The organism is Brucella haematophila (assembly GCF_005938105.1).
Lineage (GTDB): Bacteria > Pseudomonadota > Alphaproteobacteria > Rhizobiales > Rhizobiaceae > Brucella > Brucella haematophila.
This window is the reverse complement of sequence record NZ_VCPE01000001.1, coordinates 119,581-145,625: the sequence shown is the minus strand read 5'-3', so window position 1 is coordinate 145,625 and position 26,045 is coordinate 119,581. Positions and strand designations below refer to the sequence as shown.

Genomic DNA, 26,045 nt, shown 5'->3' with positions numbered 1-26,045 from the left:
CGGTATGGCTGGTCAAGCAGCCGCGCGGCAAATTACAGTTCGATCACAACTGGCCTCACCAGCCAGGCAGCAATTCATTGGCCCGCACCCTCCGCGTGCGAACCGCCGGAAACGACGAAATTTCCGGTGAATTCATTGCGCCGACAATGCCTACCGGCTGCGGCGACGAAATATTGTCGAGACTTTCGATAATGTGCTGCGCCAGCGCATCCACCACCGCATTCTGCTTGTTATGGCCGCGCATGATGCCGATGCCGAATTCCGGCAAGGTGCCAAATCCGTCCGCCTCGCCCAGCACCCGCATGCCCGGACGCAATGCACATTCCGGCAGCACCGAAACGGCAAGGCCGGAGAGAACCGCAGCCGCCGAAACCGTCGCAGACCAGCTCGTGATGATAATGCGATAATCGCGTTTCGCCGCTTCCAGCACTTCGATTGCCGCATGACGCCAGATGCAGGTCGGGCGACCCACTGCAAGCGGCAGCACGGCTTCCTCATGCACGGCATGGTTGGCCGAGGTGACCCAGAGCAACGGTTCGGTGCGTACCACTTCCGAGCGGCGCTTGTCGTCGCACTGCGTGACCAGCGCAATATCCAGCGTGCCGCGGCGGATCATTTCATCGAGATTGACCGTTGGCTCGCAGACCACCGACAGCTCGACGCGCGGATTGGACCGGGCGAAACGCGCCATGATTTCCGGCAGGAAGCGATCGGCATAATCATCAGGTGTTCCAATGCGGACATGCCCTTCCAGTTGCGTATCGTCGAAAGCCGCAATGGTCTCACCATTCAGTTGCATCATCCGCCGCGCATAAAGAAGCAGCCTGTCGCCATCTTCAGTCAGACGATTGGAGCGCCCGTCCCGCTCGAACAGGGGCTTGCCGATCCGCTCCTCCAGCCGCCGCATCTGCATGGAAACCGCCGATTGCGTCTTGAAAATAGCATCGGCAGCGCGTGTGAAACTGCCGGTGTCGGCTATGGCGATGAAGGTTTGTAACTGATCGAGATCCAGAGGCGTGCTCATGGGCGCTATCCATCACTATAATTGAAGAATGACATTAGAAACATTCGTTGGAACAATCAATTCGATTGTTGGATAAAGCAGCCGTCGTAGAGGAAAGGAGCCGCGAAAGCGCATGACCCTGACGATAAGAACCCCTTAGCACCGCTGATTTAAAGGAGAGCGGACATGACAGCGATAAGCAAGACAACGACGACCTACTTACCGGCAACGAGCGCAGAGACCTCCACGTTCGCGCAAACGGTGAAAGCTGTGTTTACGTCGGCTCTGCGTCGCTGGATGATTTTCCGCAATCGACAGCATGTGATGCGACTGAACGAGCTTGACGATTATCTGCTACGCGACATTGGTCTGCATCGCGGCGATGTCTATACGGCGACGCATTATCGCGGTCGCGAAAATCCGACACGTGTTCTGCGTTCGCTTGCCGATGCGCAGCGCCGCATCGAGGCCACACGGCATATCTGCTGAGGCAAATGCTTCAGCAGTCTCTTGCATCCACGGTTCGGGCGAGGAAACCTCTCCGCCCGAACTGCTGACGGAACATCTGGCAGGCGCCACCTTCACAAGCCGGGTCCCCTCTCGGCCAGCCTGCCCTTTGCCCGGCCCGCTCCTCCGCTGGCCGGGCCTTTTTATTTTAAAGCCGCACCCATACCCGTCGCCCTTTTGACTACTCCACAAAAGGCCAGGCTTTGCGGTTGTTTTTGACCATCGCGGCTCGACAAATTGGGGATAGCTAAATTTACTGTTCTTTTTTCAAAGAAAGGGGTTGCGTTCGCGGTTTGAGTTCGCTAGATGGAGGCCGTCGCGAACGAGCTTCACGCTCCTGTCGCAATTGCAAACTCTCGATAAGAGCATAATTTGCAATCCTTGCTGGGGAATAGTTTAAGGGTAGAACAACGGACTCTGACTCCGTTAGTCTTGGTTCGAATCCAGGTTCCCCAGCCACTTTAAAATCAATGACTTAGCTGTCATTTTCCCTCATTTTCATGTCGCATAACCCTGAAATTCGATGCAACATAACGTATTGAATTGTAACAGGTCGCACTACGTTCAGGCGGCAGAACGCGACATGAGCGCGACATGAAATTTCGATTCTTGCCCCGCCACCGGCTTGGCGGGCGGGGCATTTCGTTACAGCTTGATATGCACGGTACGCGGACCGCGACAGAGCGCGTCTACAATTACCGACTTGAATTCCGGGCTTTTCACCAGATCGTCGTAAAGCTCTTCTGGATCGAGACGTACCGTTAGATGCTCGATAGTTTTTGCCAAATCCGATCGCGGGCTTGTCGCCTCTGCGATGCTTTCAGTCCAGCTTTTGCAGGCTTTGGAGAATGTTTCGCCTATGTCCTTGCGTGGGTCGAAAAGTGGCACTTCGGTCGGCTCGACCGTCAATCGCAGTTCGCCGACATAGAATTTCATCGATACGTGGCTCGCATGCTCGCCGCTGGTCTTAGCTGACATGCGCAAGATTTCTTGCCGGAGCGTGCCTATCCTCGAATCCAGGAACCGCATCAGTTCGCCGACATCCATATTGAGAGCTTCGTAATCGACCTTGGCATTATCCATATAGACGACGCCGTCTTCGTCGACTTTGAAGGGGAACGTCTCAGGGCCAACTTCGCAGACGACATGGCCACTTTTGGTTGTGATCGTGATCTTGCATTCGGCACGCTTTGCGATGTCGATAAGATCCACGATGAATGTGCTCTGTTCTTTAATCATAGTCATTCCTCGTTTTGGTGGCGATTGACACATGGCGTGGTGAAGGCCATATGCCGGTTGCCGGGGTGGTACCCGGAAGAAACGCCAAGGTTGGTGGCTTTTGTCTCCTCGTGTCCTTGGCTAGTACGGAGGACGGCGGCTTACGGATGGTGCCGGGCATAACGCCGTCCTTTTTTATGTCTCCGGCCCGGAAGCCAGAGACCGCTTTAAATCCTCGTGTTCTGGTGACTTGTGCAAAATCTGCACAGGTTCCCGGCTGGTAAAGGCCGGGATTATGGAGCCCGCCCGCGGAATCGAACCGCGATTTTCAGCTCCTGTTACGGTTACCGATTTAGAAGATCGGTCCGGCTAGGCGGGCAATAGGTGTTAGCGTCGACGGTGGCGCCATAATTCGCGGACAATCGTCCAGCCTGCACTACCGACGGCCACGCCAATCATGGCTTCCTCCCCTTCCCCTTCACGCGGCTTGCCAGCGCTTTCAGGTACACGGACTCCTTCTTCGGCGGCTTCACGTTTTCCTTCAGTGTTCGCTTCTCTGCCTTACTCATGCCGCCACCTGTTCCGGCTCGCTGTCCTCGGATAGCTCTTTCTGCCAGGCCGCAAGGGCGCGGTTCATCCGTTCAGTGGCCGAAACCAGCTGGCGGGCAAGAAAGTCCTGCCTCACGTCATCCTTGTCGAAAAGATCCCCGATAATCAGCGAAAGAGCCGTGGCGTCGTTGATGGCTTGAACCAACCGTTCTTGCGGGGTCATGATGCTTCCTTAAATATGATGCCCGTGATGTTCCTGCGCAGGATATCTGCGCGCAGGGTGATTTCGTTCTCGCCGCCGTGGCACAGATCCCACGCTTTGATTTCAGGATGGTATTTTCCGAGAACGTAGGACTTGCCGCCCATGAATACCGTCGCCCCTTCGTGGAAGAGGTCATCGCCAAAGTCAGGAAGTGGCGGCGCGGCTTTCACAACCGTCGGCCATGCGTCGCTTAGCGCCTCGCACAATCGCCGGTAATTGTGATGCAGCGGGTTAGTCGCCTTGCTAGCGATATGCCCATCGGTCAGAGCTTCAATCACGTCGATTGCGCATGAAAGCTGGCCCAGGGCGTCGTCCATCTCGAAGAAGGTCTCTCTCGCTGTTTCGAGTGCGTTCACGTAACTTTCAAGTCCGGTCATGACAAATCGCACTCAATTAACCGACCTCCGCGAATCGGTGCGTCAATGACCATGCCGACGACGATCACGCTGTTGCGAGCCACACCGCCATGTGCCGACTTAAACCGCTGCCCTAAAGAAGTGCGAGCACCGAAGGGACGAAAACCGATGTGTTCCTGTTCGACTTCCATCAGGCGAATGCGTCCATCGTGTTCGATGATTACGGCGCGCCCAGTTTCGTCATAGCGGTTGATATCGACCCAGACGGCTTCGCCATCGATAACCATGGCGCAAAGGTTGCGGGGCTGCTGCTGCCTGGCCCGTATCGGCATGTCGATGGCGATGGGCAAGCCGGTGGCGTTTGCTGGCACGGTGTGCTGCATGATGGTCTCCTCGATTAACGGTCTGGTAACTATGTCAGTAGGTTTGCGTTGATTTCGTCCCGCTGTATTTGTACTGTATCCAAACCATAGCAGCATTCGGTATGCTGTCAACGCCTATTTGTACAAGGTACACAAAATGACGCCGATGCAATTGCGATTAGCGAGGACCGCCCTCAAATGGGGTGTGCGCGAGCTAGCTGAAGCTTCGGGAATAACTGCGAACACAATTTCCAGAATTGAGAACGGAAACGACGCTAAACAGTCCACCATTCAACAGTTACGCCGCGTACTAGAGGAACACGGTATAGAATTCATAGAGACCAAAAATTCCTTTGGCGTCTTGTATGACCGGTCACGAGACGACGGCGCTGGCAACAACCATGCAACGAGCTTGAAGATTGAAGTTCCTAAGCCAGGCAAGATGCTTCGATAGTTGATATCGCCGGCTAAATGAGGCACCTTCCGACGTATCGCGTTGGAAGGGGCAATGATGGCAACAGCGGCAAAAATTCTTGGGCTACTAAGCTTGATCGGCGGAGCGCTGTTGGCGCTAATGGGCTTTATCGAGATGAACCGCGGCGGTTCATTTGCGCTTACTGCAGGGTGCAGCGCCGTAGTCTCTGGCGTGTTTCTCTATTGCATCGGACAATTGGTCGATTACGCCGCAAGCATCAGCGAGTCGCAAAAACAGATCGCCGCTTCGCTGAGCGGCAATCGCACTGCGGCCGTAAGCGCTCCTCCTGCTCCAGCAACCAAAAACGCCCCAACAAAAGCCAGCGCGATCTTTGCGGATAGGTAATGAGAACAAACACCGCCAGTACAGCAGCCGCCCAGGAGGCATTGCTGAGAAATTGGGGCGGTAGCCGACCCTAACCGTGTGAGATACATCAATGGCTGATCATTGGCGCTGTTTATTGCTGTATCGAGCAGTGTGAAGCAGAGTCGCTCAAAAAACTCCACTGCTGACTACTTCGCATCAACGACGACAAAACGGCAGCCGACGTGCATGCTGCTATTGAGAAATTGCTGAAAGACCGCGATTTGTGTTGAAGAAAATGAGCGAATAAAGCTCTGCCTTTTGAAGTTTGGGGTTAAATTGCGCCTGTGCGAAAGAGCAGATTCCGAGTGACTGATTTACTGTAAAGTACTTGGCGATTGAGATTTTCGATGGATCATCCAAAGTGCCCCAATAGGGCACGTTTGCAATCTGGCGCAGGACATTTGCGGATTGAAGTAGATTGTTGAAAACATATATGATTGTTGCTCAAATTCGCTGTGCTGATAGCTCAGTAAATCGAGGGTGGCGCGATGAATGACGAAAACATGGATCAGCCGGCCAACATCTTGTTGCCCGTACATTCCTATTCTGGTTCCTATGCGTGGCAAACGAGTTTTTATGGTACGGATCTCGACCCCCGAGACTGGCTGGCGGCTATCATCGATGGTTCTGATGACGCTATCATCAGCAAGGATCTCAACGGCAACGTAAAAACCTGGAACAGGGGTGCCCAGCGACTTTTCGGATACGAACCTGATGAAATAATAGGGAAGCCGATCACTATCCTTATTCCAAAAGATCGACTGCAAGAAGAACCTGCAATCTTAGCACAGATTCGGGCAGGAAACCGCGTCGATCATTTTGAAACTGTTAGAAAGAAAAAAGACGGAACGCTTTTTGATATTTCCCTGACCATCTCTCCCATCCGGGACGCGTCGGGCCAGATTGTCGGAGCGTCGAAAATAGCTCGCGATATCACAGAGCGACGCCGCGCTCAGGAAGAGCAGCATCTCCTAATGGGTGAGATGAATCATCGAATCAAGAACCTCTTTGCGCTGGCGACTGCGATCGTATCATTGAGCGGTCGCGGGGCGAAAACCGTAGACGAATTGCGCCAGCGCCTGCAAGCCAGATTGTCTTCTCTTGCGAGAGCTCACGCACTGACTATGCCCAACTCAGGGGACGCGGGGGCGACGGAAACTTCTCTTCACGCGCTCCTCAACACCATACTCGAACCTTATGACCAACAGAATATTACTGTTACCGGGGCCGATCCTATTGTCTCTGGAAAGCAGTTGACCAGTTTATCCCTGTTGCTCCATGAGTTCGCGACCAACGCAGCCAAGCATGGAGCGCTTTCTACACCTTCTGGCAGTTTGTGTGTAACGGTCTTGGAAACCGCGGATACGTACACGCTGCTTTGGTCCGAAACCGTGCGAACTGAACAAAAGGAAACCGATTCTGAGGGGTTTGGTACCCGACTTGAATCAGCACTAATTACCGCCCTTAACGCCAGCGTGCAACGCAACTGGCTCGCCAATGGTCTCGAAATAAGCGTGCTTGTTCCCAAAAAAACATAACGCCCGTTTGCCTATCATAGGCACTGCGGCTTACCCGCTCGCGGGAGTGTTTTGCCGGTGCCCTTCCTAACAAATTTAGAAGAGTCAGAAGGTCGTGAATCTCCGCTCGGGCTAGCTAGTTAACGTGTCAGAACCGGAATTGGGGTCATGTATGCGGGTTTCTGGCAACAAAACCGCCCTTGCGAAGTTTATTTTCCAGCCAACCAGTAGGATGATCCCAATGGAAAAAATCTTCGCCAAGTTCAGTGAAAAAGCCGCTTCGGCAGCAGGCAATCAATACACATTTGTAGTCGCTATTCTTTTCATCGCAACATGGGCATTGTCAGGTCCGTTTTTCGGCTACTCTGACACATGGCAGCTGATTGTGAACACATCCACAACAATCATCACTTTCCTGATGGTCTTCCTTATCCAGAACTCGCAAAATCGCGATTCCTGTGCTCTGCAAGCGAAGCTCGACGAAATTCTGCATGCTTTGAAGAATGCCCGCGAGGACGTGATTGGCATCGAGCATTTGCCTCTAAAGGAGCTGGAAAGGCTTCGCGACGAGATAGAAAAACGTGCCGGGAAATCAGCATAAGTTTGCGGCATTCTTCCGCATTCGGGAATGGCCATTCGTAACTCTGAACCTGCCGTGAGGTACAGAGGGCAGTTTAACCGCCAAGTTACGCCATACGCATCGCGCGTAGAAAGTGGATGAGAGACCACGATCAGGGTGTCAGCACCGACACTCTATCACTTCCGCCACGGGCAGTCCGGGCTTCGCCCGGACCGCCATAAATTTCGCAACATCTTCTCACGCTAGTGGCGCGCCTGAAGGTCAAATCTTGACGGCATCTTCCCTCGCCCATAGCCGGAGCTTGCGGCAAGATGCGACAAACTCCTTGGCTGCCTGTGCATTGTCGAGGGGAACCAGCCCCTCATCCATTTGGGGCTCTATACCTGCTTGGGCAAGCAGCGGCATAGCGCCCGCTGTAAAGCCGATGAACTTGCAGTGGGCAAAAGCGTCTGCAACGAAGTCCCGTGCGGTGGATTCGCCGATAAGCCGATTGGCCGCTTCTTCCGATAACACGAGGGCGACAGCATCAAACAATACGGATGGACCGCCATCAATCATATGATTGGCCTCCATCCATTCGCCGCTGGATGCTTCGAAACCTCCGACCGTCGGCGCAACCAGTTCCACCATTGCGCCTTCCTTCTCCGCGGCGTGCCGGATACCCTTGAGCACCTGCGCATCAGTGCCATTGGCAACAAGCACGCCGATCTTTCTGCCCTTGAAGCTGCTGGGTCCGTTCTCAATGATGCTCAGTGCGGGGGACGGAGCGAGATCGTCGCGCACGGGCGCCATCGCATCCGCAGCCTTCGGCATCTTGCGGATGCCGAGCTTGCCGGCGACGGTTTCCGCAAGGTTGGCATCAATGTTGAGCAGATGAGACACAATACGCTCGCGGATCACAGGTGTTTCCACTTTCGACAGTTCGAACGTCAGCGCCATTGCAATATGCCGTTGCTCCACAGCGGTCTGGCTCAGATAAAACTGACGAGCCTGGCTGTAATGGTCGGCGAAGCTCTCCGGTCGAAGGCGCCCCTTCCGTCCCTCTTCCTGCGCTGCAAACGACCGTAACCCGCGACTGGGATCAGGCCTCGGCCCTTCGCCCCACGAATTAGGCTGGTAATTTGCTCGTCCGACAGGATTGCGCATCGCCATATGGCCGTCCTGTTGGAAATGATGGAACGGGCATTTGGGCGCGTTGATCGGAATATGGGTAAAGTTGGGGCTACCCAGTCTCTTCAACTGCGTGTCGAGGTAGGAAAAATTGCGTCCCTGTAGCAAGGGGTCGTTGGAGAAATCGATACCAGCGGGGACGTTTTGCGTCATGAACGCAACCTGTTCGGTTTCGGCAAAAAAGTTGTCTGGCATACGATCAAGCACCAGCCGCCCGACTGGGACAGGCTTGATGACTTCTTCCGGAATCAGCTTTGTCGGATCGAGCACATCGAAATCGAAGCTGTCGGCGAAGTCCTGATCGAAAAGCTGCACGCACAACTCCCATTCCGGAAAGTTACCGGTCTGAATGGCGGTCCAGAGATCGCGCCGGTGAAAGTCCGGGTCGGCCCCGTTGATCTTCACGGCCTCGTTCCAGACAACCGATTGCAATCCGAGCTTCGGTTTCCAGAGAAACTTGACGAACGTTGATTCGTCCTTGGCATTCACAAAGCGGAAGGTATGGACGCCAAACCCCTCCATGAAGCGGAAGGAGCGCGGGATGGCGCGATCCGACATGACCCACATGATCATGTGCATGGATTCCGGCGTCAAACCGATGAAGTCCCAAAAATTGTCGTGTGCCGACTGGGCCTGCGGAAAAGCCCGGTCCGGCTCTTCCTTGACAGCGTGAACCATGTCTGGAAATCGGATGGCGTCCTGGATGAAGAAGACGGGAATATTATTGCCGACGAGATCCCAGTTGCCTTCCTTGGTGTACATCTTGACCGCGAAGCCACGCACATCACGGGCGAGGTCGAACGATCCTTTCGATCCCGCAACGGTTGAAAATCGAACAAAAACTGGAGTTTTCTCGCCGACGCGTTGGAAAATGTCGGCGCGCGTATATTCGCTCAGGGATTTTGTCGTTTCGAAATAGCCATGCGCGCCATAGCCACGTGCGTGCACAACGCGCTCGGGAATGCGTTCGTGGTCGAAATGAAAGATCTTTTCCCGGAAGTGAAAATCTTCAATCAGCGTCGGGCCGCGCGCGCCGACCTTGAGCGTATTGAGGTCATCCGATACTGGCCCTCCTTGGGCGGTAGTCATGATTTGCGTCTTATCGTCGGCGAGTTGATGAAGGTCTCCGCCTTGGCCTGCGTCGAGCTTCTGATCATGAAGCTTGAGTGACTTCCGTCCATTTGTGGCCTTGTTGCTGGCTGACATGGCTGGCTCCAATTCTTTCGCGATCTATGTTCAAATGAAAAGGGTGCCACTCGGCACCCTTAACTCATGATCACGCTGCTTTGGCGCGTTGGTTAGCTGACGCATCCGCAAGTTTCGTCAGATCACTGTCCGTCTTGGATTCCTCCTGCAGCGTCTGGTCGAGTAGTTTTGCGGCATCAGTCATGCCAAGCTCCGTCGCCCAACGCTTCAATGTCCCATAACGTGTGATTTCGTAATGTTCGACCGCTTGTGCAGACGAGATCAGACCAGCGTCGAGCGCGGCGGTATCCTTAAACTCCTCCATGATCTCCTCGCCTTCAGCGATGATCCCCTCAATCGCATCGCAAGTCTTGCCTCTTGCTGTCTTGCCCATGATTTCAAACACTTGGACGAGTCGTTCGACGTGGCCTTCAGTCTGTTCACGGTGCTTTTCGAATGCTGCTTTCAGATCTTCGCACTGTGCCGCACGCTTCATTTTTGGCAGGGCTTTGAGAATTTTACGTTCAGCGTAGTAGATGTCCTTGAGGGTATCGTGGAATAGGTCTTCAAGATTTTTTTCCTTGGCCATAGTTCATCTCCTCTCATGAATTGGTTACGTCAACGCGCCCGAAAATTCCCGGCAGGAAGCGGGCGATAGTTGATGAGACAGGCAGGTAACTGCATCTCTGTCCCTCGATTAACGCTATGTCGTAATTTAAGTTCCCGGCGCGGGCGGACACGGTTCCTACAGCATCGTCTGGCCAGATATCTCCGTCTCACATTTGGGAGCCCCAACTCGCCCAACCGCCAGCCCTGCATGCTCAGACAGGCCCTAAGGCTCCCGCGGAATATGATCCGATCGCCTGACATGGAACAATTTCTCACGCGGGCAGTTGTCCACGAGGCGATGGCATCCGCCAAGCTCCCGAAACACATTTAACACCGGGATCTGCGTAGCCCAGCCCTAGCTCTTCCATGGGCAGGGTAATTTATTATCCGCCGGGTCGTACGAAGCTTAGCGGATAAAGCGCGCGGCAAGGTCATAAACCTCAATTGTCGAGCGCGGCCCCGACGTTTGTAGAGAACGTCGGGGCTTCAAGAACAAAGAAGGCCAGCAAACTGGAGAACAGGCGATGGCACAAAAAAGAAACCCATGGTCCGATCCCGATCTGGTGAGAGAGAAATCAACAACTGAACCGTCCCAGGTCGAGCCAAGCGATCATCAAGAAAAACCTACACACGAACAATCAAATGCTCCAGGAAATCCGAAGATCAAGGTTCCGAAAGAGCCCTATCCGGATAGGTCAAAGGATTGATCACGCCAATAAATCGTCTTTTGCTGAAACCTTTTGCCATCTAGCGAGTTGTCCCGGTTGGAAAAACCACCGCAATACAGAAATACAATGCAGGTGCTCGGCTCTCGATAGGAGACAATCGACATGAACTCTATCATCTATTTAGTAGGACTAGTTGTCATCGTGTTATTCATTCTCTCTTTTCTGGGGTTACGTTGATGGTAGATCCAACTGTCGTAGAAAAGACGTCTGATCGCGGCTATGTAGACTGGGCTGCAATCTTTGCAGGCGCCACAGTGGCATCGGGCGTGATGGCCGTCCTGACAACATTCGCCGGCGGCCTTGGCTTAAGCTCATTTTCCGTCGATGAAGGCGGGGATATAAGTACCGTATGGCTTGTTATTACGGCGCTCTTTATCGTCATATCGACGGTCGCATCTTATATGCTCGGTGGATATATCACCGGAAGAATGCGCCGACCCGCTGGAACCGCAACTCGTGACGAACTGACAGTTCGGGATGGCCTGAATGGCTTGGTTGTATGGGGCCTAGGGACTATCGTTTCCACGCTTCTACTCGTCAGCGCTATTTCAGGTGGCGCAAAAGCCGTTGGAAGCGCGGCTGAGACAGCGGTACAAACCGCTGGCACGGTTGTCGGCAGCGCCGCTCAGGGCGCAGGTCAGTTAGCGGGCGGCATCGTTTCAGGTGCGGGGCAAGCTGTTTCAGGGCTTGAGCAAGGTGCAGGACAAGCTGCCGCTCCATCCGTAGAGCAGATGTTGCCGCAAGGGCTGAAAACAAACCCATTAGATTATCTTACAGATAGCCTGTTGCGCACAGACGCCCAAGGAAGCTCTGTTGCCGGTCAGGAAGCACAGAACTTGGCGGATTTCCAACGTCAGATAAGCGGTATTTTGGGAAATCTGCTTAGTACTGGTGAAATCTCTGACGCGGACCGCACTTGGCTCACAAATCAAGTCGCCACTCGGACGGGGCTTAGTCCAAATGACGCCCAGACCCGCGTGAACCAGACCGTTGAGCGCGTCCAGGCCCTTCGCACCGAAGCCCAGGCGAAAGTGGAAGAAGCAAAAAAGGCAGTCGCCGACACTCGAGCACAAGCGGAAAAAGCTGCTGAAGAAATAAAGGCTCAAGCGGCTAAAACTGCTGAAAAGGCCAGAATAACAGGCATTCTCACTGCATTCCTGCTTGCAGCGTCTGCTCTCGTTGCCGCTGTGGCGGCCTACATTGGGGCCATACACGGTGGCCGTCATCGTGACGAAGGTAGAATTTGGGGTGGCTTATCTTACCACAGATAATCAACCCGCTTACGCGAAAGGGGCTCTGGAGTAATCCGGGGCCCTTATTCCTGTTGGCAGCCTTCTCGCGAGGTGCTTTTAAGCCGCCCGCTTGCCTTTCAAAGACCAAGCCTCTCCGCGAAGAAATTGATTTTGTTTAGATCATAAACGCGACTGGCTGCGTCCTTCTTCCCAAACAGAAACCAAACCGCCCGAGCTTCGTCATCGTGAGAGTAACGTTTCTATTGGGAAAATCTCGAGAAAAAGGTTGTTCATCGACGAGGCAAGAGTCATTACCGCTCGATCTTCCCTAAGACAGAGGTAATTTAGACAATGCTTATAAGATGGTCCGGTTTCGGCATGGTCTCAGTTTTCGTGCTGATCGCAGGTATGCTGGGCGCGACTTTTCTGCTGCGACTATATTTCATGCAGAGCATGGCACTTCACCCCGCAGCCTACGTCGCCAACGGTATCGGCCTGATCTTTGGCGCGACCGTGAATTTGTTGGTCGCGGTGGCTTTTAAAAAAGTCTCCGATAAAACCTATCACAGCTTCATGGGCATCAGCATGCTGGGATGGTCGGTTATTGGTGTGGTCGGCGGGATCGCACTGGCGGCGTACGGCTACTCTCTGTAGACGTCGAAACTCAGGCGCGCGTCGCCAGATGCGGCGTACGGTACCGTACAAAAAACCGCGCGGCCCCTTGTCCGACGAATTGCGCACAATATTTCTCTTATAGCGCATGGCTTTCCAATCCGATGGCACCCCGTGCGCAAGCCCTGGTCAGTACGTTACACCCTGCTGATCAGGGCTTTCTGATCTATATTTACTTCCCTGCTGAACCTTTTCCCGCCGAGCGAGTTAATCTGCCCGGAGGAACCGGTATGAGCCTATTTGTTTGGTTTATTAGCGCAATGATGTTCTCGCTGTTCGCTCTAATTGGCTTCACGGTCTGGACCGAAAAGAACAGAGACTGAGATGCTGGATATCACGATTTCAGATCGCATCGTCGTAATGGGCGGCGTTATTGCCGCTCTCGCCGTTACGTGCTTTCTATTATCGCGACTTTCTCGTTAAACGCGGTGTGCGTCAGCCCGCCCCAAAAGGGGATCGATCTTTGCGGATAGGTAAAGCGCCTAGAATGGAATCTCGTCGTCCAGATCACGACTGAACGCTTGTCCGAAGTCGGGCTCTGATTTCTTTTTCTCTTCGGCGCGAGGCGGAATAAGTGCAGCTGGTTTTTCGACTGGCGGCAGACGTCGGCGCTCATCTTCTGAAATTTTTTCTTCGCCAATGGTCTGTATGATCTGATTCACCAGTTTCGCAGTTATGTCGTAACTGGACGACAATGCACCTGGTAAAGCAATAACTTCTATAGCAAATCGTGCAACGGCAACATAATTGATGCGGCGTTTCTCAAGGTCTTTTTCAAACTCATCTAAACGGGCGCGCAGTCTAGCCTTTGCTCTAACATCATAATCCGATTTTTCGATTGCTTCTCGCAAGTAGTATAATTTTGTTCTAATTGAAGTTCGTGCTTCTTCTGATAACCCAACACTTTCACGTCGAGATGTCGAACGTACTGTAAATAGCATTTGCGTAAGATAGTGATCAACATCAGAGATAAACTGGCGATAGTCTTCATAGTCCATTTCTTTTACGCGAGGAACATCCATCGACGCAAAGGGTTCTATTTTTAACTGGCGCGCGGTCGCAGTGACAACATTCACAAAGCCATGCCTAGCGTCCTTAATGGCGTCCCAATCGTTGTCATTATTAGAGTTTAATTCGGTCAGTCTCTCCTGCAACCTGCCGCGAGCTATCCGAACGAATTCAAGGAACGCCGCATTCTCGTCTTCTGGAAGTTCGTCCAGTTCGTCTTGATTGATAAAATCGAAAATCTGCATATGACCCGCCTTTCGGTACTCAAGGTGGCGGGCGCGGAGGTCGTTGGCAAGGCTAAGGGCCTAGGTCGGTTGGGTTTTCCGCAGGAATTACTTGAACAACTAGTCGCTCGTGGCGGGCGCGCCTTGCCATGCCCCCCAGTCTGCAGCGTCCAGACTGGAATTAGAAGATATGACTATGTCGCGCTCGATTTCGCCCATATGCGGATCAGAGAACGCGTATTCAAGCGGACGAAAGCATCCTTTTATACAGTATATTGAACGCACAGCTACCTGAGTGTGAGTTTTATTAAAGAACTGCCCACCTGGGTATGCGGGTTCACCTTCAACAAAAAGTCCTCTAACGGTATCAAATCGCTGCAGATCACCGTTCTCTTCGGACTCGTTAATAGAATGCAAATGGCGAATGACTGAGCAATCCAGAAACCTAAGAAGTTTGTCTTGATTTGCATCGTTCCGCAAATCTTTATTTGCCGGCATCTCCAAATTACTAGCAATTTGGATATCTTTAAATGAGCTGTAAGATACCGATAAAAGTTCTAAATTCTCTCTTTGGGTTAGATCTAAGCAATTGCCTAGATCAATTATTGCACCTATTACAAATGGTTTCTTATATCGACCCTGTTTAACCTTCCAGCAGGCCCATTCATAAGCCCGTCTAGGGTCGCTCTCCCAAAAATATATTCCAGGACCGAGCCAATCAAACGCTTCATTACTTTCTCGAAAATCTTGACTACCAAATAAAATATCTCGGGCCACGGATTCATCGCACCCGTGGTATCCGAGAACAAAAGATGGATGTAATCTTGCCACTTAGAGAAACGAAATTGTGCGTTCCGTTTCAAATCCTTTTCCACCAAACTCTGGACGCAACGAGCCATCCTGCGTGTAGATACCTTCATCTATCAATTGACGGCGCGCAGATTCTTCCGTGATTGATGCACGCTGAGCGGTATCTCGAAGTTTTGAAATTAGATGATTACGCTGCTGCTCAGTCATATTTCATTCCCACGTATAAAAATATTGGGGTGCCTTTTCACAAGGAAAAGCTACATAAATGTGTATAACAGCTGCAACACACAGTCAACTGAACGTTGATTAATTCGCAACCTTAGCCATCCGAAAGACGCCCCGAAGGGCGCCTCAGTGGGCGGCGCTATGTGTCGACAAAGCGATATGGTTTATTCGGCGGGGCTGCCATTCACCGTGACGCCGAGACCGACGGATTGCGGCTTGATTGCGGGATTGGAACTAGCGAACAAAAATCGAAATCAAAACTCTCTATGCTGCTTCGGCGGTAATCAAATGCTCGCCAATTTCCGCCACAGAGTGCATCGGACGCAATCTGATTTCCTCCTGGTCAGCTTGTCTTTCAAGTTCGGCGATTGAATCGTGAATCTTATCGACTTGCTTTTGGGACAGTTGAGGATCATTTGCTGGTGGGTGCTGCACGAGCATCTCATGGTTTCGCTTTAGAAACGCTCCTTTTTCGCTATCTCGGTCGACCTTCAAATCCCACATTCTTCTCTTTATGCGATCAATGGACGAAGCGTGGTTTTGCGCATTGAGCGTCCCAAAATTAGCAACAATCTTATTGCCTGAAAAATCAATAATCCCGTGAGCGCCTGTCCGGCGGCGAAGTTTTCCATCACGTATCTCGTCGCTAAACGCGTTCCTAATTGATGGACGTTTAGTTGAAACATATTCCAAGATCAGGCCAGGCAACCTTTCTTTACTATTCTCAACCTCCAACCGAACGACTTTTCCTAAGCTGATGTAATTACCAGCATCAGTATCATCGATTGCAACATATAGAGCTGACATTGCGGACAACCAAGCAACGGCCATCTGTTTCAAATCTTTACCTTGACAACCATGGCTTGTTCCTATGCTTACGGCCGACACTGAACTGTCAGCGATCAGTTCCATGCTTAGCAAATCAACTTCGGCGGTCTCGCTAATTTGATCAAGAGCTACTTCGATTGCCAATACAGCGCCCGCAATTTCTTCGCCAAACAGGCAGCTGAGCCTTTCAAGACGATTCGCCCTCTCAATATGCATGCCGTTGGCGCAATAAGTAACTACGCCTACGACTAACTGTTCAGGAGAGCCGATAAAGGGACGAAAAATTATCGGCGCTCTTTTCGCGCTGATCAGTTGAGATATGCCGGGAAACATATTGCTTTCAAAGCTCATGTTAATCGTCCCAATGCTGATGCTGCAAATCTTTGTATGTTTGGCACGCGCCCTTTCAGGAACTTCACAAGCATATCGAAGTCCTCGTTGCCGATCAGATCAATGATTTTATTCGAACGACCAATCTGCTCAAGATCAACTGACGAAATCTGCTGCGCCAAACTACCTAGTCTTGATACTGTATCTGATAATTCGTCTTGAGTTAGAAAAGGAGTCACCCATTCCCGTAAACGATTTAAATACGGATTATCCGGATTGAGTTCGTGGCCAACCCATAACGGTCCGGTGAAGCAATAACCATGATCAATTAGCCAAAAACCACCGTCTGAAGACAGCAACAAGTTACCTGGGTGTCGGTCTACGTTGGCGGACCAAGTATCGAACTCATAAAAGCTTGCAAGGCAACCGTTCTGAAATAGTGCCTCTGCAATTCTTCGAAGTGCTGTGTTAGAGAACTTGCCATTTAAAAATGAAGAAATCGATGGGACGGTGGCATCAGCGCTAGCGAACAGGATTCGCTCTTCACCAAGTTTAGGAGCAAGTTCAGCTTTAATCACATCATCAGACGCGAGGGCAAAATATACGTCTGGGATTTGTAGGCCAAGAGCCCGCCCAAGCAACGAAGCCATCACTTCGTTCGCGAGCTCACGAGACGAGAGGTCTTTTATATAGGCAAACGTAGTGCTTCCATCACTTTTTAAAATTTCACCACGATATGTCGAATTGACATTTTCGATTCCACTGTCCTTGAAGGATACCGCGCCTTGCAAGACTCTTGCAAAACCAACTGTATTGCCCGAGATTTCACGGGCGGCCGTCATATCATTCAATTGGCTTCCCCCACCAATAAAATATTCCTAGCTCAAATAATGACGACTTTAGCGGTAAAGGCGAGTCATATTCCGACTAGCGGCGAATAAGGTAAACTTTAAATTCTCACAAGCCTCGTCCTGATCCTGGTAGCGGCTCACGCCGGAACTAATGCTTGGTAATGCCCACAAGAAGGCAATCTTGCGTCGGCCAGTACCATGTCGGCGAGAATGTCGCCAACATGGCATGTATGTCTAGCGCTACTGGCGCAGTGCGAAACCGTTGCACCTTGCAATGCAAGATATGGCAAGCTCATCGATTAAGCTCCTCACAATCATTAACCATGCCGCGTGATCTACCGTGGCACCTCAACAAGCTGAAAAGATGCCCCAGGGAAAAAGCCATCGCCGATTTCCAAACTGTTCGGCATCATCCGCATATTCATGACGGGATTCTTGAAGCGCACCGTAGAGCCGACGCCGATATATGAAGGCAGAAACGGCTCGATCTTCACCTGCATGCTCGTGCTGGCTGCTGCGGCATCAGTGGCGATGCGAGCGATGAAGTTGTATTCGCCGGTCGACAAGCCTATCAGGTCGCCTTCCGTCAATTTCAGTCCAGACACTACGCCGTTGAAAGTCAGCGCGTTGCCGTTGATCGCAGCCAGCGTCGCGGTGCCGGTGATTGCCGGATTATTGGCATCCCCCCAGTAAGCTTGCGGAATACATGCGTCTTTCGGCGTATAGTGAACCGTGACCATGCCGCCGCGGCAGCGATCAATGAACGCCTCAAGCCGCTTTCGGTCGGCAGGGCTAAGCGAGATTATACTGGCGGTCCACGACCAATATGGATCGCCATTCTCAATGAACGACACCGCCCGATCGCCGTATCGTGAAGTTGAAACCGACCGATTGAGCTTCAGCGGACTCGCCTGGTAATTTAGGCCTTCGGGTAGGGTTTCGGCCATTTCAGAACTCCCCGACGGTCGGAGTGCATTCCCGCACCGGCAAGGGATCGGTAATAAATGCCTTCTTGGCCGTGCCTTCCATGACCCAGAACTGATTACCGGGATAGCGACGGGCCATGCGCTGTGCGAAGTCCTCCGCTTCCTCATGTGACAAGAACCCGACGATCGGCGTCTTTTGATCGTCCTGCAGTACGCAAATATCGCCACCCTGCGCCGGCGCTGGCGTAACAAAATAGATATTCATCCATATCTCCAAAAAGAAAAGGACGGCCCGAAGACCGTCCTTGTTTAATTCAGCGCCGCAGCATTCCGCGGCTATTGGCTTGTTTGACACCCTGCGAAACTGCATTCGCAAAATGAGGTGATCGCTGCCAGGCCATCATGCCCTTCGCGAGCCCTTCCTGCACCATTGCCGCGACTTCCGCATTGCCGGTGGCACCGTTGACCGTCACGTTAATGGTTGGTCCGCTCACCGAATTATCGGTGCGCGAGTTGTCGACGCTGGAAGTGCCCGACAGCTGGGCGACACTAGGGATGCTAGGAACAGGAATCGACGCTGAAGCTATTCGCGGTGCAGAAAAGCCAACGCCCCCGCCGTCACGCAACTGTGGAAGTTTGCCGGCGTTCATGGCTTCCAGAACTGGCAGCCACTTTTGGGTCGCAGCGGCGTTCATCATGAACTCCCCGTTCGACCCCCACAGCAACACCTTGTCGTCACGAGGTCCGCCCGGGCCCCGAATACGGCCGCCACTGTCGTAGCCGGGAATTTGGCCTCCGTCTTTCAGGCCAATCAGACTGCCTATGCTATTGAAGAAGCCTCCGAACGCGCCGCCACTCATACCGTTGGATGACGGCTTGAACAGTGCATCGAACCCAGCATTTAAGAACAACTCCGCCAATCTATTGCCGATGTTCTTCAACGCGTCCGCCAGACTGTTTGCGCCAGTAATTGCACCTATCGTGCTGCTTTTGAATGACTCGTAAAAGTCGTTCGCGGCTTGCTCAGAACGTCGCTGCCGGTCTTCAACCAACTGCAAGGCAGCCGCTTCCCGTCCATAGGCTTCAGCAACTTGGTCGATCTGGGCCCGCTGATCCGCCGAAATTTTTATGTTCGACAAATCTTTCTGGCCTTTTTTGATCGCCTCGTCCTTCAGCTTCGCCAGCGCGGCATGTTCCAGATCCATCGCTATGCGGCGTTTCTCTTGCTCGGCAGTGGACTTGCCGACCATCTCGGCTTCAAGCCGCAAGGCTTCCGTGCGGTCTTTTACGGCCTGAATGTCGCTATCGATCTTCTGATCGGTGGATTTCGGAGTGGCCTTTTCTTTCTTCGGCTTCTTGCCTTCTGCAGATCGAGCTTTTTCGCCAGCCAGTTCCGCATCAGCGATGCGCTTCACCATATCTTCGTCAGGCTTCGTCACACCTTCGGATTGAAGGCGCTTACGGACATCCGCGAGTTTGGTTTCGAGCTCAAGTTGTGTTTTCGTCAGACCAGCTCGCCGGGTCGCGTTTTTCTCGAAGTCAGCAGCGGCTGCGTTTTCTTTTTTCCGCTGGACGATATACGGATCGTTGGCGGAGCTTGTGGCCTTTGCTTCGTCGGGGACGCCTACCGGGTATGCCAACTGCATGGCACGTCCAGCGTCTTGGGCGGTTTTGATCACGACCAACATCTTCGTGATGAGATTGTCGAACTGACCATGAAGCCAATCAAATGACGGCTTACCGTCTCCGATTTCCGTTAGCCGCTGTTTCAGTGTATCTGCACCGCGACCAGTCTTGGCGAACTCATCGATTAGCTTGGAAAGTTCATTGTATTGCTCTTGGGAGATAACGCCGACACTGGCCGTTTCCTGAAGCATACCTTTCAGGCCGAGAATTTCTTCTCCAACTTTGCCGACGTTTGCCTCAAGTTCGTTGCCAAAGCGTGTTGAATAAGCCTGAAGTTGGCTGATACCGGTTACTGACTCTCGAACTTTATTGAGCAGTTCAACAACACCCATGCTTACATTGGTGTTTCCAATGTCTGTCAGCTTCTTTTGCGCGTCACTGGCCGAAATCTGGAACGACTTGAAATCTTCGATAAGCTGAGCGATTTCGCGACGGGCTGACTTGTCAGCGTCCGACATGCTCAGATTTTGAATGACGTTCTGTAGCGGTGATGTCGCGTTCGCTGACAGTAGATCAAGTTCGTCGCCCTTGCCGAACAGACTGCCAAAGCGTCCGCCGCCATTGCGCAGTCGCTCAATTTCATCATTGATGCTTTTGAGCTTCCGCACCTTCTCAGAGTCAGCGAGCTTATCGAGCGAGTCCGCCGCTTTATCGATCCCATCCGCAGCCTTCGGCGCTGCGAGACCCAGTTTTTCCATTTCGGCGCGAAGAGTGTCGGAATTCTTATGCGCTGCCATGGCGCTGACGGCATAATTACCAACGGCCAGCACGAGCGCACCACCGATAATGGCGCCAATCGGGCCAGCTGCCGCTCCAAGACCACCCATAGCTTGCACGAGCCCCATCGCACCCTGTGCAGCCTTCGCCGCCTGATGGAACTTCACCAATGCCGCCGTCGTGGTTCCAAGCGTCCGGATCATGCCGCCCAAAGACCGACCGACGAGCACGCCAGCGAGAACCGCGGCCAGCTGCATACCAGCATCCGCTACCTGGTCGAAATTCTGCGAAATCAGAATCAGGGCGCGCGATACGGTGGCCGAGATTCCGGTGACGTCACCAGCAGTACCGATATACTGAAGCATCGCATTCTTTATGGCGGTCATGCCGTCGCTGATCGTGGCATTCGTCGCGGCGAACTGTGCTTCAACAGTCTTCTGAGCATTGATGATCGCTCTAAACACTCGGTCTGAAGTCAGCTTGCCTTCGGCGCCAAGATCCTTCAGCTTAGCAACGGTAACGCCAAATTCGTCCGCGATGGCCTTGGCAACGATAGGCGCGTTTTCGCGCAGTGAGCGCAGTTCATCACCCTGCAAAACGCCACTGCCGAGCGCCTGGCCCAGCTGTAGAATACCGGCTGCCTGTTCCTGCGCAGACGCGCCGCCGGCCTTGAACGCCTTAGAAACGAGATTGGTCGCCAACGCAATTTCGTTTTCGGACTTGGCTACACCAGATGCCGAGCGCACCATGCGCGCGTATAGATCGACATAATCCTCGACGGACACGCGCGCGTCATCCGCGCCGGCGCGCAACTCCTTTAACGAGCGCGTCTGCAGTCCGGTGGCAGCGGTCGCTGCCTTCAGCATGTTTTCTGCACTGGTCCATTGGTCTGCGTATTTGCGGACCTCGTTTGTACCCAAGACGGAGCCTACCGCGGCCAGTCCTTTGTTCAGGCTGCTCCCGAACGACTGCTGAAATGTTGCGTCGAGCTGGCGACGCAATTTGATAGCGCCCTCTTCAATACGGCGCATATCAGCGTTCGCCCGGTCAGCCATCTTGTTGAAGGCGCTATCGGAACTGCGACCCATCGCTTGGAGCATCTCGTCCATGCGCTTCTGCGCGCGCCGCATAGATGCGACGTCTGAGGATATGGATAAAATAATATCGGAATTTTCGTCGGCCACGCGGCTCTCCATAAAAGAAAAAGCCCGCACTAGGCGGGCTTCTTGGGTTTTCCGTATTTCGCGAGCAGATCATCCATCTGCGCGTCGGTCGGTGGCTCTGCGTTTTTCTTCCCGCCTCGGGCTTCCGTGAAGCCATCAAGAGCGGCAAGGAACTCCGTCAGAGACGAGTTCCAGAATGTTTTCGGCGTCCATCGCAGGATTCCGAAAGCGGCTTGCAGCCACGCCTGCCAAGGGAAGTCAGCCGCTGCTACTTTCCCCCGGCTTCCCCGTTTCCCGCCGGCTCGCCTTTGAAATGATGCGCAAGCGCAGCCTGAAATGCAGTGGAGAGCGAAGCGAAATGGCTTAAATTCAATCGCTCGATAGCCGCAGCTGCGTCGCCCTGCACCGTTAGGTGTCGAAGGCCGACAATTGCAGCGTTGATCTCGGCGTTCGACAGTCGTGCGAACAGCTCGTTCATTGACTTGCAGCCGAGATCTTCAGAAACAGCCGCCAGTCCGCCCATGGTCGCCGCGAGGACGATTTCGACGCAACCGATAGTGACGCCGACTTCGCCGCGAGCTCCGTTAACCGGAAGCTGCATGTTATACCTCGGCTTCGAAAGTAAGCGGGCCTGCCGCTTCGAATGTAGCGCTGAAGTCCATATTGCCTTCCTGCTCGCCGGAGAATTCAAAGTCCGTCACGAACCACGGGCCTTCATACGAACCAAGGCCAGGAACAATTACGATCGCGTTGAAAATCGCGGCGTCGTTAACCTTGCCGATAAAGTACGCGGAGTTCGCACCCGCCACGAATTTACCAGAGCCCGTAAAGGTGCGCTGCTTGATCCCGGGGACGCCAGTCTTCTGCGGCGTTGCGCCGGGATTCTGGCAATCTGGGATCGTGGTGTCGACGGAGTTGGCCGACATATTGAAGGAACGGGTCTGCAAGCCGCAGAGGTTCGTGAAAACTTCGGGAGTTGCGCCATCGCCAATCTGAATGAGGAGAAGGCGACCAATCTGCTGACCATCGGCCATTTTGATATCCTTAAATGCAAAAAGCCCGCCGAATGGGCGGGCTGTGGTTGAACTGTCTTGTCTTGGGAGGTGGGCTAGGACAGGCGTTCTGTCCTGGCGGTAAACTCGACGACGCCGTGGAGATGGGCATCGTCCAGGTCTTTGAAAATCTGCGTTCGGTTGTGGTCCAAAGAAACGAGCCGATATGACGGCATCGTCAGGCTGGCTTCAGTGAGCGCGCCTTCCACGGCCCTTGCGATCCGGCTCGTTTCAGCCCGGCTGCTGCCCGCCGGAGCTTTCGTCCACACATGAATCGTCACGTAAATAAGCCGACCGGACACGCAGGTTTTGTCGTCTCGATGATCGTCAAAATCACCGATTTCGACATAAGGCGCCGTCGTGTCGGACGGCACGATGTCGTAAATTTTGGCACCGACGAGTGCTTGCAGGTCTGGCCATGCTTTCAAACGAGAAACAATAGCGCCCTGCAATTCCAGACTTTCGCTATCGCTCATTTTTTCATGGCCTCTCTGATCGCCTTATTCATCGCCGCACGAATGCGTCTGACGGCTTTCTTCCGCATGCCGCGCCAGACTGGGAAGATATGCGGCTGCGCAGGAGTGGCGGCATGAGCGCCCTTGGCCTGCGTCATAACGGTGCCGGACTTGTATCGACGATCAACGCGGGCCGCAGTGCCCGCACTAGCTTTGGTGCCGTATTCCAAGAACCGCCAGATCCAGTTGCCGTAAATGCCGACCGCGTTAGGGTCACTCGATTTGCGGGCCCCGAAGACCTCTTTGCCTGGATTATCGCTTTGCTTCGCGGCGTGGATGCTATCTCTGTATTCGCCACCGCCATTGGCTCGAACTGGAGCGCGCGCCTTGATTGCTTCGGCAACTTCTTCAGCAACCTGCATCTGGGCTTCGGCCATGTTTTCGATCGCCTTCGGCGCGATCTGCTGAATCTTCTTCAACAGATCGGTGCGCTTAAGCTTCGCACGAACCACCATCAGGCGACCTCATTCTCGATAACCAGCATTTCGAGAAACCGGTTCGTCTCGTCGGGATTAACGATGGTTTTGATGCCAAAAACGCGATTGGGGTTTTCGCCGGTCTTGCCCGCCCGAGCGTCATAGGCGCGCCATGACGCGGTGACCTGTCTCGCCGCGGTACTGCTGTAGATCGTCAAATTATAGGGCTGCTTTGAAACCAGCCTTGATGCAACGAGGCTTTCAGCATTGCCGCCAAACTTCGGCTTCAAGCGGGCTGGCACTGTAAATTGGTCTTGCCACTCGCCGCGGGTGCCGCCGAAACCATCGTCAATCTCGACGCGTTTGGCAAAGGTGATGCGGGCGTTCAACTGGCCGATTGCATCGGCTCGAAACTTCGTGTCGGCCATTATCGGCCTCTTCGGTAGTTGCAAAGCAGGCTGTCAAAAGCTGACCATTCGACCGTCGCACTGTTAGCCCGAACGAGGTAAGCATCGGCAATCCACAACAGCATGGCGTGACGAATAGACGCTGGAAGTGGATTGAAACCTGCGTTCAGGGTGGCCGATACACGAGAGCCCGGCCTAACAATCGGCCAATGGCTTCCGTATGCGGGTGCAATTGATGGCTCAACACCATCGCTATTCAAGACATATGCATCAACGCTTACGGTGTTCTTCGATCCGTCGAGAGCGATATATTCGATCTTATCGACTTCTGTTACCGGACCAACCGACAGACGAGACATGTCGGAAAAAGCATCACAGGACGCTTCGATTTTTTGCCCGGCGACGACGATCCCGCAATACTTCTCAACAAAGTCAGATGCGGCCGTAATGAGCGATCGGATGTAAACGTCATCATCGTCGTGCATCACATTCAAATGGCGCTTTACATCCTCAAGCGCGATGACATCGCCCGTTGGACCTTGCGCGACCTTATACGGATGCCACATTCGATCGGCCTCGCTTCTCGCGCCTCTCCCCATTGGGAACGGATTTCACAGCACGTTCGACTTCGCCATCATCTGTAGCGGGAATAGCAAAACCAGCGTTGATGAGGCGGATAGCTTCAGCCTCGGCAAAGTCGGCGACGGCGCCAGGTTCGAGCGTGTAGGTCGGCCCTGACAGACTGGTCGTAATCGTAATTTTCATGAGCGTCCCCAAAAAGGAACGGGGCGGATAAACCGCCCCGAAGATTGATTAGCCGCCAGATGCAGCGTTTACGAGATGCTTGACCGCAGCGGTATCGCCGAGCTCACCGTCAAAGCGGATGATGCCGGCAATGCCGAGATCCGGCCAGAAGCGCTCGCGAAGAACGCCAATCACCGGAGAACCGACCTTTCGGACAAAGTACTTGCCGAAGTCACCGAACACGATTGGCTTGTTGCCCGCGCCGATGCCTGCCATTGCCTGGTTGATGCTGTATCGATAACCAAGCAGGGTGCCGGGCTCACCCTTCGTGATGTCACCCATCGACCAGATGTAACGACCTTCGTTATCCTTGATCTTACGGACCGAACCCAAGGTAAGGTCGTTGAACATCCAACGCGTTTTCGGGCTCTGGCGATAAGCTGGGTCGACCGAATGCAGCAGGTCGATCAGTTCGTCAGAAGTGATCGCCGCCGAGGCAGCCGTTTCTTTGCCAAGCGACGACGCGGTGACGAGACCGTTCGGGCTGTCAGTGCCGGTGCCGATGGTCAACTGCTTGTTTGCAATACGACCAAGGCGCTCGCCCAGAAGCTGGCCAAGCAGGGCTTCAACGCTGAAAATTGAATCCTGTGCAAGTTCCATGGAGAACTTAACGAACTCAGTGTCGTACACGAACGCGTCAAGGCTCTTCTGACCGAACGTCACGTCCTTGCCGCCATCGTCGGTCAAAGGCGTTCCTTCGGTGTGCTTGTCAGCTTCAACTTCGGTGTCATCAACCGTCGGAATGTTGATGCGATTACCAGCGGAAGTAACGATCTCGGTCGCGATGTCCTCATCGTACATCGGGCCCCAAGCCTTCATAGACTTGACGATCTCGTTAGCGAGCTCGACCGGTACGGTGTAGCCGCCGGCGGCGTTGGTCGCCGTTACCTGCGTACGGGTCTCGGCGGCAGGCTGAACGCCACGCTTTAGAACAGCGCGCTCTTCTCCCGACAATTCGCCGATATCGGCATTGTTGGCGAGGAACTTATAAAACACGGAACGATATTCGATTTCGTCGCCGACATCGCTACCGCGACCTTCGGAATCGGAAATCGGGCGCTGTCGTGCTCGCTCATCTGCTGCGCGCGCTTCAATTTCAGCGAGTGTCTTCTCGCGCTTGATAAGATTTTCGATCTTATCAAATTCCGTCATGATGCGGTCATGGCGCTCGTTCAGCTCACTGGATCGCGCTTCGTCGGTGTTCGACTTGATTTCGTCGAGGGCTTCGCGAGCCTGCGTGACCAGACGGCCGCGCTGCTCGTGCAGTTCGGTAAGAGACATTAGATTTTCCT

At 53.4% G+C, this 26,045-nt stretch carries 32 protein-coding genes and 1 tRNA gene; 9 read left to right on the top strand and 24 right to left on the bottom strand.

Annotation, left to right across the window (positions count from 1 at the left end; translation table 11 throughout):
- Window positions 1–55: 55 nt before the first annotated feature.
- Window positions 56–1,024, bottom strand: a complete 969-nt coding sequence (locus FGI60_RS00695; RefSeq protein ID WP_138783500.1) for a LysR substrate-binding domain-containing protein — start codon at window positions 1,022–1,024, stop codon at window positions 56–58.
- A 165-nt stretch (window positions 1,025–1,189) separates the two neighbouring features.
- On the opposite strand from FGI60_RS00695, the gene FGI60_RS00690 reads away from it, so the two are divergent.
- Window positions 1,190–1,492 carry a DUF1127 domain-containing protein gene (locus FGI60_RS00690; protein WP_078338983.1) on the top strand — a complete coding sequence of 101 codons (303 nt, stop codon included), beginning with the start codon at window positions 1,190–1,192 and terminating at the stop codon, window positions 1,490–1,492.
- A 403-nt stretch (window positions 1,493–1,895) separates the two neighbouring features.
- Window positions 1,896–1,969 (top strand) — tRNA-Gln (locus FGI60_RS00680).
- A gap of 186 nt (window positions 1,970–2,155) precedes the next feature.
- On the opposite strand, the gene FGI60_RS00675 is transcribed toward FGI60_RS00680, so the two are convergent.
- The 4 genes from FGI60_RS00675 to FGI60_RS00660 form a co-directional block, all read right to left on the bottom strand.
- Window positions 2,156–2,749 (bottom strand): hypothetical protein, encoded by a 594-nt coding sequence (locus tag FGI60_RS00675; protein WP_138783498.1) that lies wholly within the window; start codon window positions 2,747–2,749, stop codon window positions 2,156–2,158.
- Between the two features lie 544 nt (window positions 2,750–3,293).
- A complete protein-coding gene (locus tag FGI60_RS00670; RefSeq protein ID WP_138783497.1) occupies window positions 3,294–3,500 on the bottom strand; it encodes a hypothetical protein in 207 nt (68 codons plus the stop codon).
- Entirely contained in the window at window positions 3,497–3,916 is a 420-nt protein-coding gene (locus FGI60_RS00665; protein WP_138783496.1) for a hypothetical protein, read from the bottom strand. The genes FGI60_RS00670 and FGI60_RS00665 overlap by 4 nt, the downstream gene beginning before the upstream one ends.
- A complete protein-coding gene (locus tag FGI60_RS00660) occupies window positions 3,913–4,278 on the bottom strand; it encodes a hypothetical protein (protein WP_138783495.1) in 366 nt (121 codons plus the stop codon). The genes FGI60_RS00665 and FGI60_RS00660 overlap by 4 nt, the downstream gene beginning before the upstream one ends.
- Before the next feature lie 136 nt (window positions 4,279–4,414).
- Here FGI60_RS00660 and FGI60_RS00655 point away from each other — a divergent pair, with 136 nt between their 5' ends.
- The 4 genes from FGI60_RS00655 (at window position 4,415) to FGI60_RS00640 (ending at window position 7,216) form a co-directional block, all read left to right on the top strand.
- On the top strand, window positions 4,415–4,711 hold the full coding sequence (locus tag FGI60_RS00655) for a helix-turn-helix domain-containing protein (RefSeq protein ID WP_138783494.1): 297 nt from the start codon (window positions 4,415–4,417) through the stop codon (window positions 4,709–4,711).
- 54 nt (window positions 4,712–4,765) lie between these two features.
- Window positions 4,766–5,077 carry a hypothetical protein gene (locus FGI60_RS00650; protein ID WP_138783493.1) on the top strand — a complete coding sequence of 104 codons (312 nt, stop codon included), beginning with the start codon at window positions 4,766–4,768 and terminating at the stop codon, window positions 5,075–5,077.
- 509 nt (window positions 5,078–5,586) lie between these two features.
- A complete protein-coding gene (locus tag FGI60_RS00645) occupies window positions 5,587–6,636 on the top strand; it encodes a PAS domain S-box protein (RefSeq protein WP_235889704.1) in 1,050 nt (349 codons plus the stop codon).
- Between the two features lie 220 nt (window positions 6,637–6,856).
- The gene (locus FGI60_RS00640; RefSeq protein ID WP_109367583.1) at window positions 6,857–7,216 is read left to right on the top strand and encodes a low affinity iron permease family protein; all 360 of its coding nucleotides are present in this window, start codon (window positions 6,857–6,859) and stop codon (window positions 7,214–7,216) included.
- 240 nt (window positions 7,217–7,456) lie between these two features.
- Here the strand turns inward: FGI60_RS00640 and katE are convergent, their stop codons facing one another.
- Window positions 7,457–9,571 (bottom strand): catalase, encoded by a 2,115-nt coding sequence (gene katE / locus FGI60_RS00635; RefSeq protein ID WP_138783492.1) that lies wholly within the window; start codon window positions 9,569–9,571, stop codon window positions 7,457–7,459.
- 70 nt (window positions 9,572–9,641) lie between these two features.
- Window positions 9,642–10,139 (bottom strand): YciE/YciF ferroxidase family protein, encoded by a 498-nt coding sequence (locus FGI60_RS00630; protein ID WP_138783491.1) that lies wholly within the window; start codon window positions 10,137–10,139, stop codon window positions 9,642–9,644.
- Between the two features lie 544 nt (window positions 10,140–10,683).
- Here FGI60_RS00630 and FGI60_RS00625 point away from each other — a divergent pair.
- The 3 genes from FGI60_RS00625 to FGI60_RS00615 all read left to right on the top strand — a co-directional run bounded on the left by FGI60_RS00625 (window position 10,684) and on the right by FGI60_RS00615 (window position 12,773).
- On the top strand, window positions 10,684–10,866 hold the full coding sequence (locus tag FGI60_RS00625; RefSeq protein WP_109367585.1) for a hypothetical protein: 183 nt from the start codon (window positions 10,684–10,686) through the stop codon (window positions 10,864–10,866).
- A 197-nt stretch (window positions 10,867–11,063) separates the two neighbouring features.
- Window positions 11,064–12,158 carry an ATP synthase subunit B family protein gene (locus FGI60_RS00620; RefSeq protein ID WP_138783490.1) on the top strand — a complete coding sequence of 365 codons (1,095 nt, stop codon included), beginning with the start codon at window positions 11,064–11,066 and terminating at the stop codon, window positions 12,156–12,158.
- Window positions 12,159–12,497: 339 nt separating this feature from the next.
- Entirely contained in the window at window positions 12,498–12,773 is a 276-nt protein-coding gene (locus FGI60_RS00615) for a hypothetical protein (protein WP_138783832.1), read from the top strand.
- Window positions 12,774–13,273: 500 nt separating this feature from the next.
- On the opposite strand, the gene FGI60_RS00610 is transcribed toward FGI60_RS00615, so the two are convergent.
- The 17 genes from FGI60_RS00610 to FGI60_RS00530 all read right to left on the bottom strand — a co-directional run bounded on the left by FGI60_RS00610 (window position 13,274) and on the right by FGI60_RS00530 (window position 26,034).
- Window positions 13,274–14,044: a hypothetical protein gene (locus FGI60_RS00610; RefSeq protein WP_138783489.1), complete on the bottom strand. Its 771-nt coding sequence runs from the start codon at window positions 14,042–14,044 to the stop codon at window positions 13,274–13,276.
- 99 nt (window positions 14,045–14,143) lie between these two features.
- Window positions 14,144–14,800, bottom strand: a complete 657-nt coding sequence (locus tag FGI60_RS00605) for a hypothetical protein (protein WP_210238402.1) — start codon at window positions 14,798–14,800, stop codon at window positions 14,144–14,146.
- 54 nt (window positions 14,801–14,854) lie between these two features.
- Window positions 14,855–15,040 carry a hypothetical protein gene (locus FGI60_RS00600; RefSeq protein ID WP_138783488.1) on the bottom strand — a complete coding sequence of 62 codons (186 nt, stop codon included), beginning with the start codon at window positions 15,038–15,040 and terminating at the stop codon, window positions 14,855–14,857.
- Window positions 15,041–15,322: 282 nt separating this feature from the next.
- Complete coding sequence (locus FGI60_RS00595; RefSeq protein WP_138783487.1) at window positions 15,323–16,237, bottom strand: hypothetical protein; 915 nt, start codon at window positions 16,235–16,237, stop codon at window positions 15,323–15,325.
- Window positions 16,234–17,058, bottom strand: coding sequence for a HipA family kinase (locus tag FGI60_RS00590; RefSeq protein ID WP_328592642.1), 825 nt, complete (start codon window positions 17,056–17,058; stop codon window positions 16,234–16,236). The genes FGI60_RS00595 and FGI60_RS00590 overlap by 4 nt, the downstream gene beginning before the upstream one ends.
- 344 nt (window positions 17,059–17,402) lie before the next feature.
- Entirely contained in the window at window positions 17,403–18,014 is a 612-nt protein-coding gene (locus FGI60_RS00585; protein WP_138783485.1) for a hypothetical protein, read from the bottom strand.
- 1 nt (window position 18,015) lies between these two features.
- Window positions 18,016–18,258, bottom strand: a complete 243-nt coding sequence (locus FGI60_RS00580) for a hypothetical protein (protein ID WP_138783484.1) — start codon at window positions 18,256–18,258, stop codon at window positions 18,016–18,018.
- A 49-nt stretch (window positions 18,259–18,307) separates the two neighbouring features.
- A complete protein-coding gene (locus tag FGI60_RS00575) occupies window positions 18,308–21,580 on the bottom strand; it encodes a tape measure protein (protein WP_171058661.1) in 3,273 nt (1,090 codons plus the stop codon).
- Window positions 21,581–21,609: 29 nt separating this feature from the next.
- Window positions 21,610–21,897, bottom strand: a complete 288-nt coding sequence (locus FGI60_RS26775; RefSeq protein ID WP_374843510.1) for a phage tail assembly chaperone — start codon at window positions 21,895–21,897, stop codon at window positions 21,610–21,612.
- Entirely contained in the window at window positions 21,828–22,160 is a 333-nt protein-coding gene (locus tag FGI60_RS00565; RefSeq protein ID WP_138783482.1) for a hypothetical protein, read from the bottom strand. Before FGI60_RS00565 ends, FGI60_RS26775 begins: the two co-directional genes overlap by 70 nt.
- Window position 22,161: 1 nt before the next feature.
- Window positions 22,162–22,593 carry a phage major tail protein, TP901-1 family gene (locus FGI60_RS00560; protein WP_122066996.1) on the bottom strand — a complete coding sequence of 144 codons (432 nt, stop codon included), beginning with the start codon at window positions 22,591–22,593 and terminating at the stop codon, window positions 22,162–22,164.
- 74 nt (window positions 22,594–22,667) lie between these two features.
- On the bottom strand, window positions 22,668–23,087 hold the full coding sequence (locus tag FGI60_RS00555) for a DUF3168 domain-containing protein (protein WP_138783481.1): 420 nt from the start codon (window positions 23,085–23,087) through the stop codon (window positions 22,668–22,670).
- On the bottom strand, window positions 23,084–23,545 hold the full coding sequence (locus FGI60_RS00550) for an HK97-gp10 family putative phage morphogenesis protein (RefSeq protein WP_171058660.1): 462 nt from the start codon (window positions 23,543–23,545) through the stop codon (window positions 23,084–23,086). Before FGI60_RS00550 ends, FGI60_RS00555 begins: the two co-directional genes overlap by 4 nt.
- A gap of 35 nt (window positions 23,546–23,580) precedes the next feature.
- Window positions 23,581–23,970: a head-tail adaptor protein gene (locus FGI60_RS00545; protein ID WP_138783479.1), complete on the bottom strand. Its 390-nt coding sequence runs from the start codon at window positions 23,968–23,970 to the stop codon at window positions 23,581–23,583.
- The gene (locus FGI60_RS00540) at window positions 23,970–24,515 is read right to left on the bottom strand and encodes a head-tail connector protein (RefSeq protein WP_171058659.1); all 546 of its coding nucleotides are present in this window, start codon (window positions 24,513–24,515) and stop codon (window positions 23,970–23,972) included. Before FGI60_RS00540 ends, FGI60_RS00545 begins: the two co-directional genes overlap by 1 nt.
- The gene (locus tag FGI60_RS00535) at window positions 24,499–24,714 is read right to left on the bottom strand and encodes a hypothetical protein (RefSeq protein WP_109367601.1); all 216 of its coding nucleotides are present in this window, start codon (window positions 24,712–24,714) and stop codon (window positions 24,499–24,501) included. Before FGI60_RS00535 ends, FGI60_RS00540 begins: the two co-directional genes overlap by 17 nt.
- Window positions 24,715–24,762: 48 nt before the next feature.
- Entirely contained in the window at window positions 24,763–26,034 is a 1,272-nt protein-coding gene (locus FGI60_RS00530; protein ID WP_138783477.1) for a phage major capsid protein, read from the bottom strand.
- Window positions 26,035–26,045 lie beyond the last annotated feature (11 nt).

Excerpts from the sequence above, each read along its gene's own strand:
- FGI60_RS00645 (WP_235889704.1), top strand. The coding sequence starts at position 5,587 with ATGAATGACGAAAACATGGATCAGCCGGCCAACATCTTGTTGCCCGTA.
- FGI60_RS00545 (WP_138783479.1), bottom strand. The coding sequence starts at position 23,970 with ATGGCCGACACGAAGTTTCGAGCCGATGCAATCGGCCAGTTGAACGCC.
- FGI60_RS00650 (WP_138783493.1), top strand. The coding sequence starts at position 4,766 with ATGATGGCAACAGCGGCAAAAATTCTTGGGCTACTAAGCTTGATCGGC.
- FGI60_RS00620 (WP_138783490.1), top strand. The coding sequence starts at position 11,064 with ATGGTAGATCCAACTGTCGTAGAAAAGACGTCTGATCGCGGCTATGTA.
- FGI60_RS00585 (WP_138783485.1), bottom strand. The coding sequence starts at position 18,014 with ATGGCCGAAACCCTACCCGAAGGCCTAAATTACCAGGCGAGTCCGCTG.
- FGI60_RS00610 (WP_138783489.1), bottom strand. The coding sequence starts at position 14,044 with ATGCAGATTTTCGATTTTATCAATCAAGACGAACTGGACGAACTTCCA.
- FGI60_RS00675 (WP_138783498.1), bottom strand. The coding sequence starts at position 2,749 with ATGATTAAAGAACAGAGCACATTCATCGTGGATCTTATCGACATCGCA.
- FGI60_RS00580 (WP_138783484.1), bottom strand. The coding sequence starts at position 18,258 with ATGAATATCTATTTTGTTACGCCAGCGCCGGCGCAGGGTGGCGATATT.
- FGI60_RS00615 (WP_138783832.1), top strand. The coding sequence starts at position 12,498 with ATGGTCTCAGTTTTCGTGCTGATCGCAGGTATGCTGGGCGCGACTTTT.
- FGI60_RS00640 (WP_109367583.1), top strand. The coding sequence starts at position 6,857 with ATGGAAAAAATCTTCGCCAAGTTCAGTGAAAAAGCCGCTTCGGCAGCA.
- katE (WP_138783492.1), bottom strand. The coding sequence starts at position 9,571 with ATGTCAGCCAGCAACAAGGCCACAAATGGACGGAAGTCACTCAAGCTT.
- FGI60_RS00660 (WP_138783495.1), bottom strand. The coding sequence starts at position 4,278 with ATGCAGCACACCGTGCCAGCAAACGCCACCGGCTTGCCCATCGCCATC.
- FGI60_RS00530 (WP_138783477.1), bottom strand. The coding sequence starts at position 26,034 with ATGTCTCTTACCGAACTGCACGAGCAGCGCGGCCGTCTGGTCACGCAG.
- FGI60_RS00655 (WP_138783494.1), top strand. The coding sequence starts at position 4,415 with ATGACGCCGATGCAATTGCGATTAGCGAGGACCGCCCTCAAATGGGGT.
- FGI60_RS00540 (WP_171058659.1), bottom strand. The coding sequence starts at position 24,515 with ATGTGGCATCCGTATAAGGTCGCGCAAGGTCCAACGGGCGATGTCATC.
- FGI60_RS00565 (WP_138783482.1), bottom strand. The coding sequence starts at position 22,160 with ATGCAGCTTCCGGTTAACGGAGCTCGCGGCGAAGTCGGCGTCACTATC.
- FGI60_RS00535 (WP_109367601.1), bottom strand. The coding sequence starts at position 24,714 with ATGAAAATTACGATTACGACCAGTCTGTCAGGGCCGACCTACACGCTC.
- FGI60_RS00695 (WP_138783500.1), bottom strand. The coding sequence starts at position 1,024 with ATGAGCACGCCTCTGGATCTCGATCAGTTACAAACCTTCATCGCCATA.
- FGI60_RS00555 (WP_138783481.1), bottom strand. The coding sequence starts at position 23,087 with ATGAGCGATAGCGAAAGTCTGGAATTGCAGGGCGCTATTGTTTCTCGT.
- FGI60_RS00590 (WP_328592642.1), bottom strand. The coding sequence starts at position 17,058 with ATGACGGCCGCCCGTGAAATCTCGGGCAATACAGTTGGTTTTGCAAGA.
- FGI60_RS00630 (WP_138783491.1), bottom strand. The coding sequence starts at position 10,139 with ATGGCCAAGGAAAAAAATCTTGAAGACCTATTCCACGATACCCTCAAG.
- FGI60_RS00670 (WP_138783497.1), bottom strand. The coding sequence starts at position 3,500 with ATGACCCCGCAAGAACGGTTGGTTCAAGCCATCAACGACGCCACGGCT.
- FGI60_RS00665 (WP_138783496.1), bottom strand. The coding sequence starts at position 3,916 with ATGACCGGACTTGAAAGTTACGTGAACGCACTCGAAACAGCGAGAGAG.
- FGI60_RS00690 (WP_078338983.1), top strand. The coding sequence starts at position 1,190 with ATGACAGCGATAAGCAAGACAACGACGACCTACTTACCGGCAACGAGC.
- FGI60_RS00560 (WP_122066996.1), bottom strand. The coding sequence starts at position 22,593 with ATGGCCGATGGTCAGCAGATTGGTCGCCTTCTCCTCATTCAGATTGGC.
- FGI60_RS00600 (WP_138783488.1), bottom strand. The coding sequence starts at position 15,040 with ATGACTGAGCAGCAGCGTAATCATCTAATTTCAAAACTTCGAGATACC.
- FGI60_RS00625 (WP_109367585.1), top strand. The coding sequence starts at position 10,684 with ATGGCACAAAAAAGAAACCCATGGTCCGATCCCGATCTGGTGAGAGAG.
- FGI60_RS00595 (WP_138783487.1), bottom strand. The coding sequence starts at position 16,237 with ATGAGCTTTGAAAGCAATATGTTTCCCGGCATATCTCAACTGATCAGC.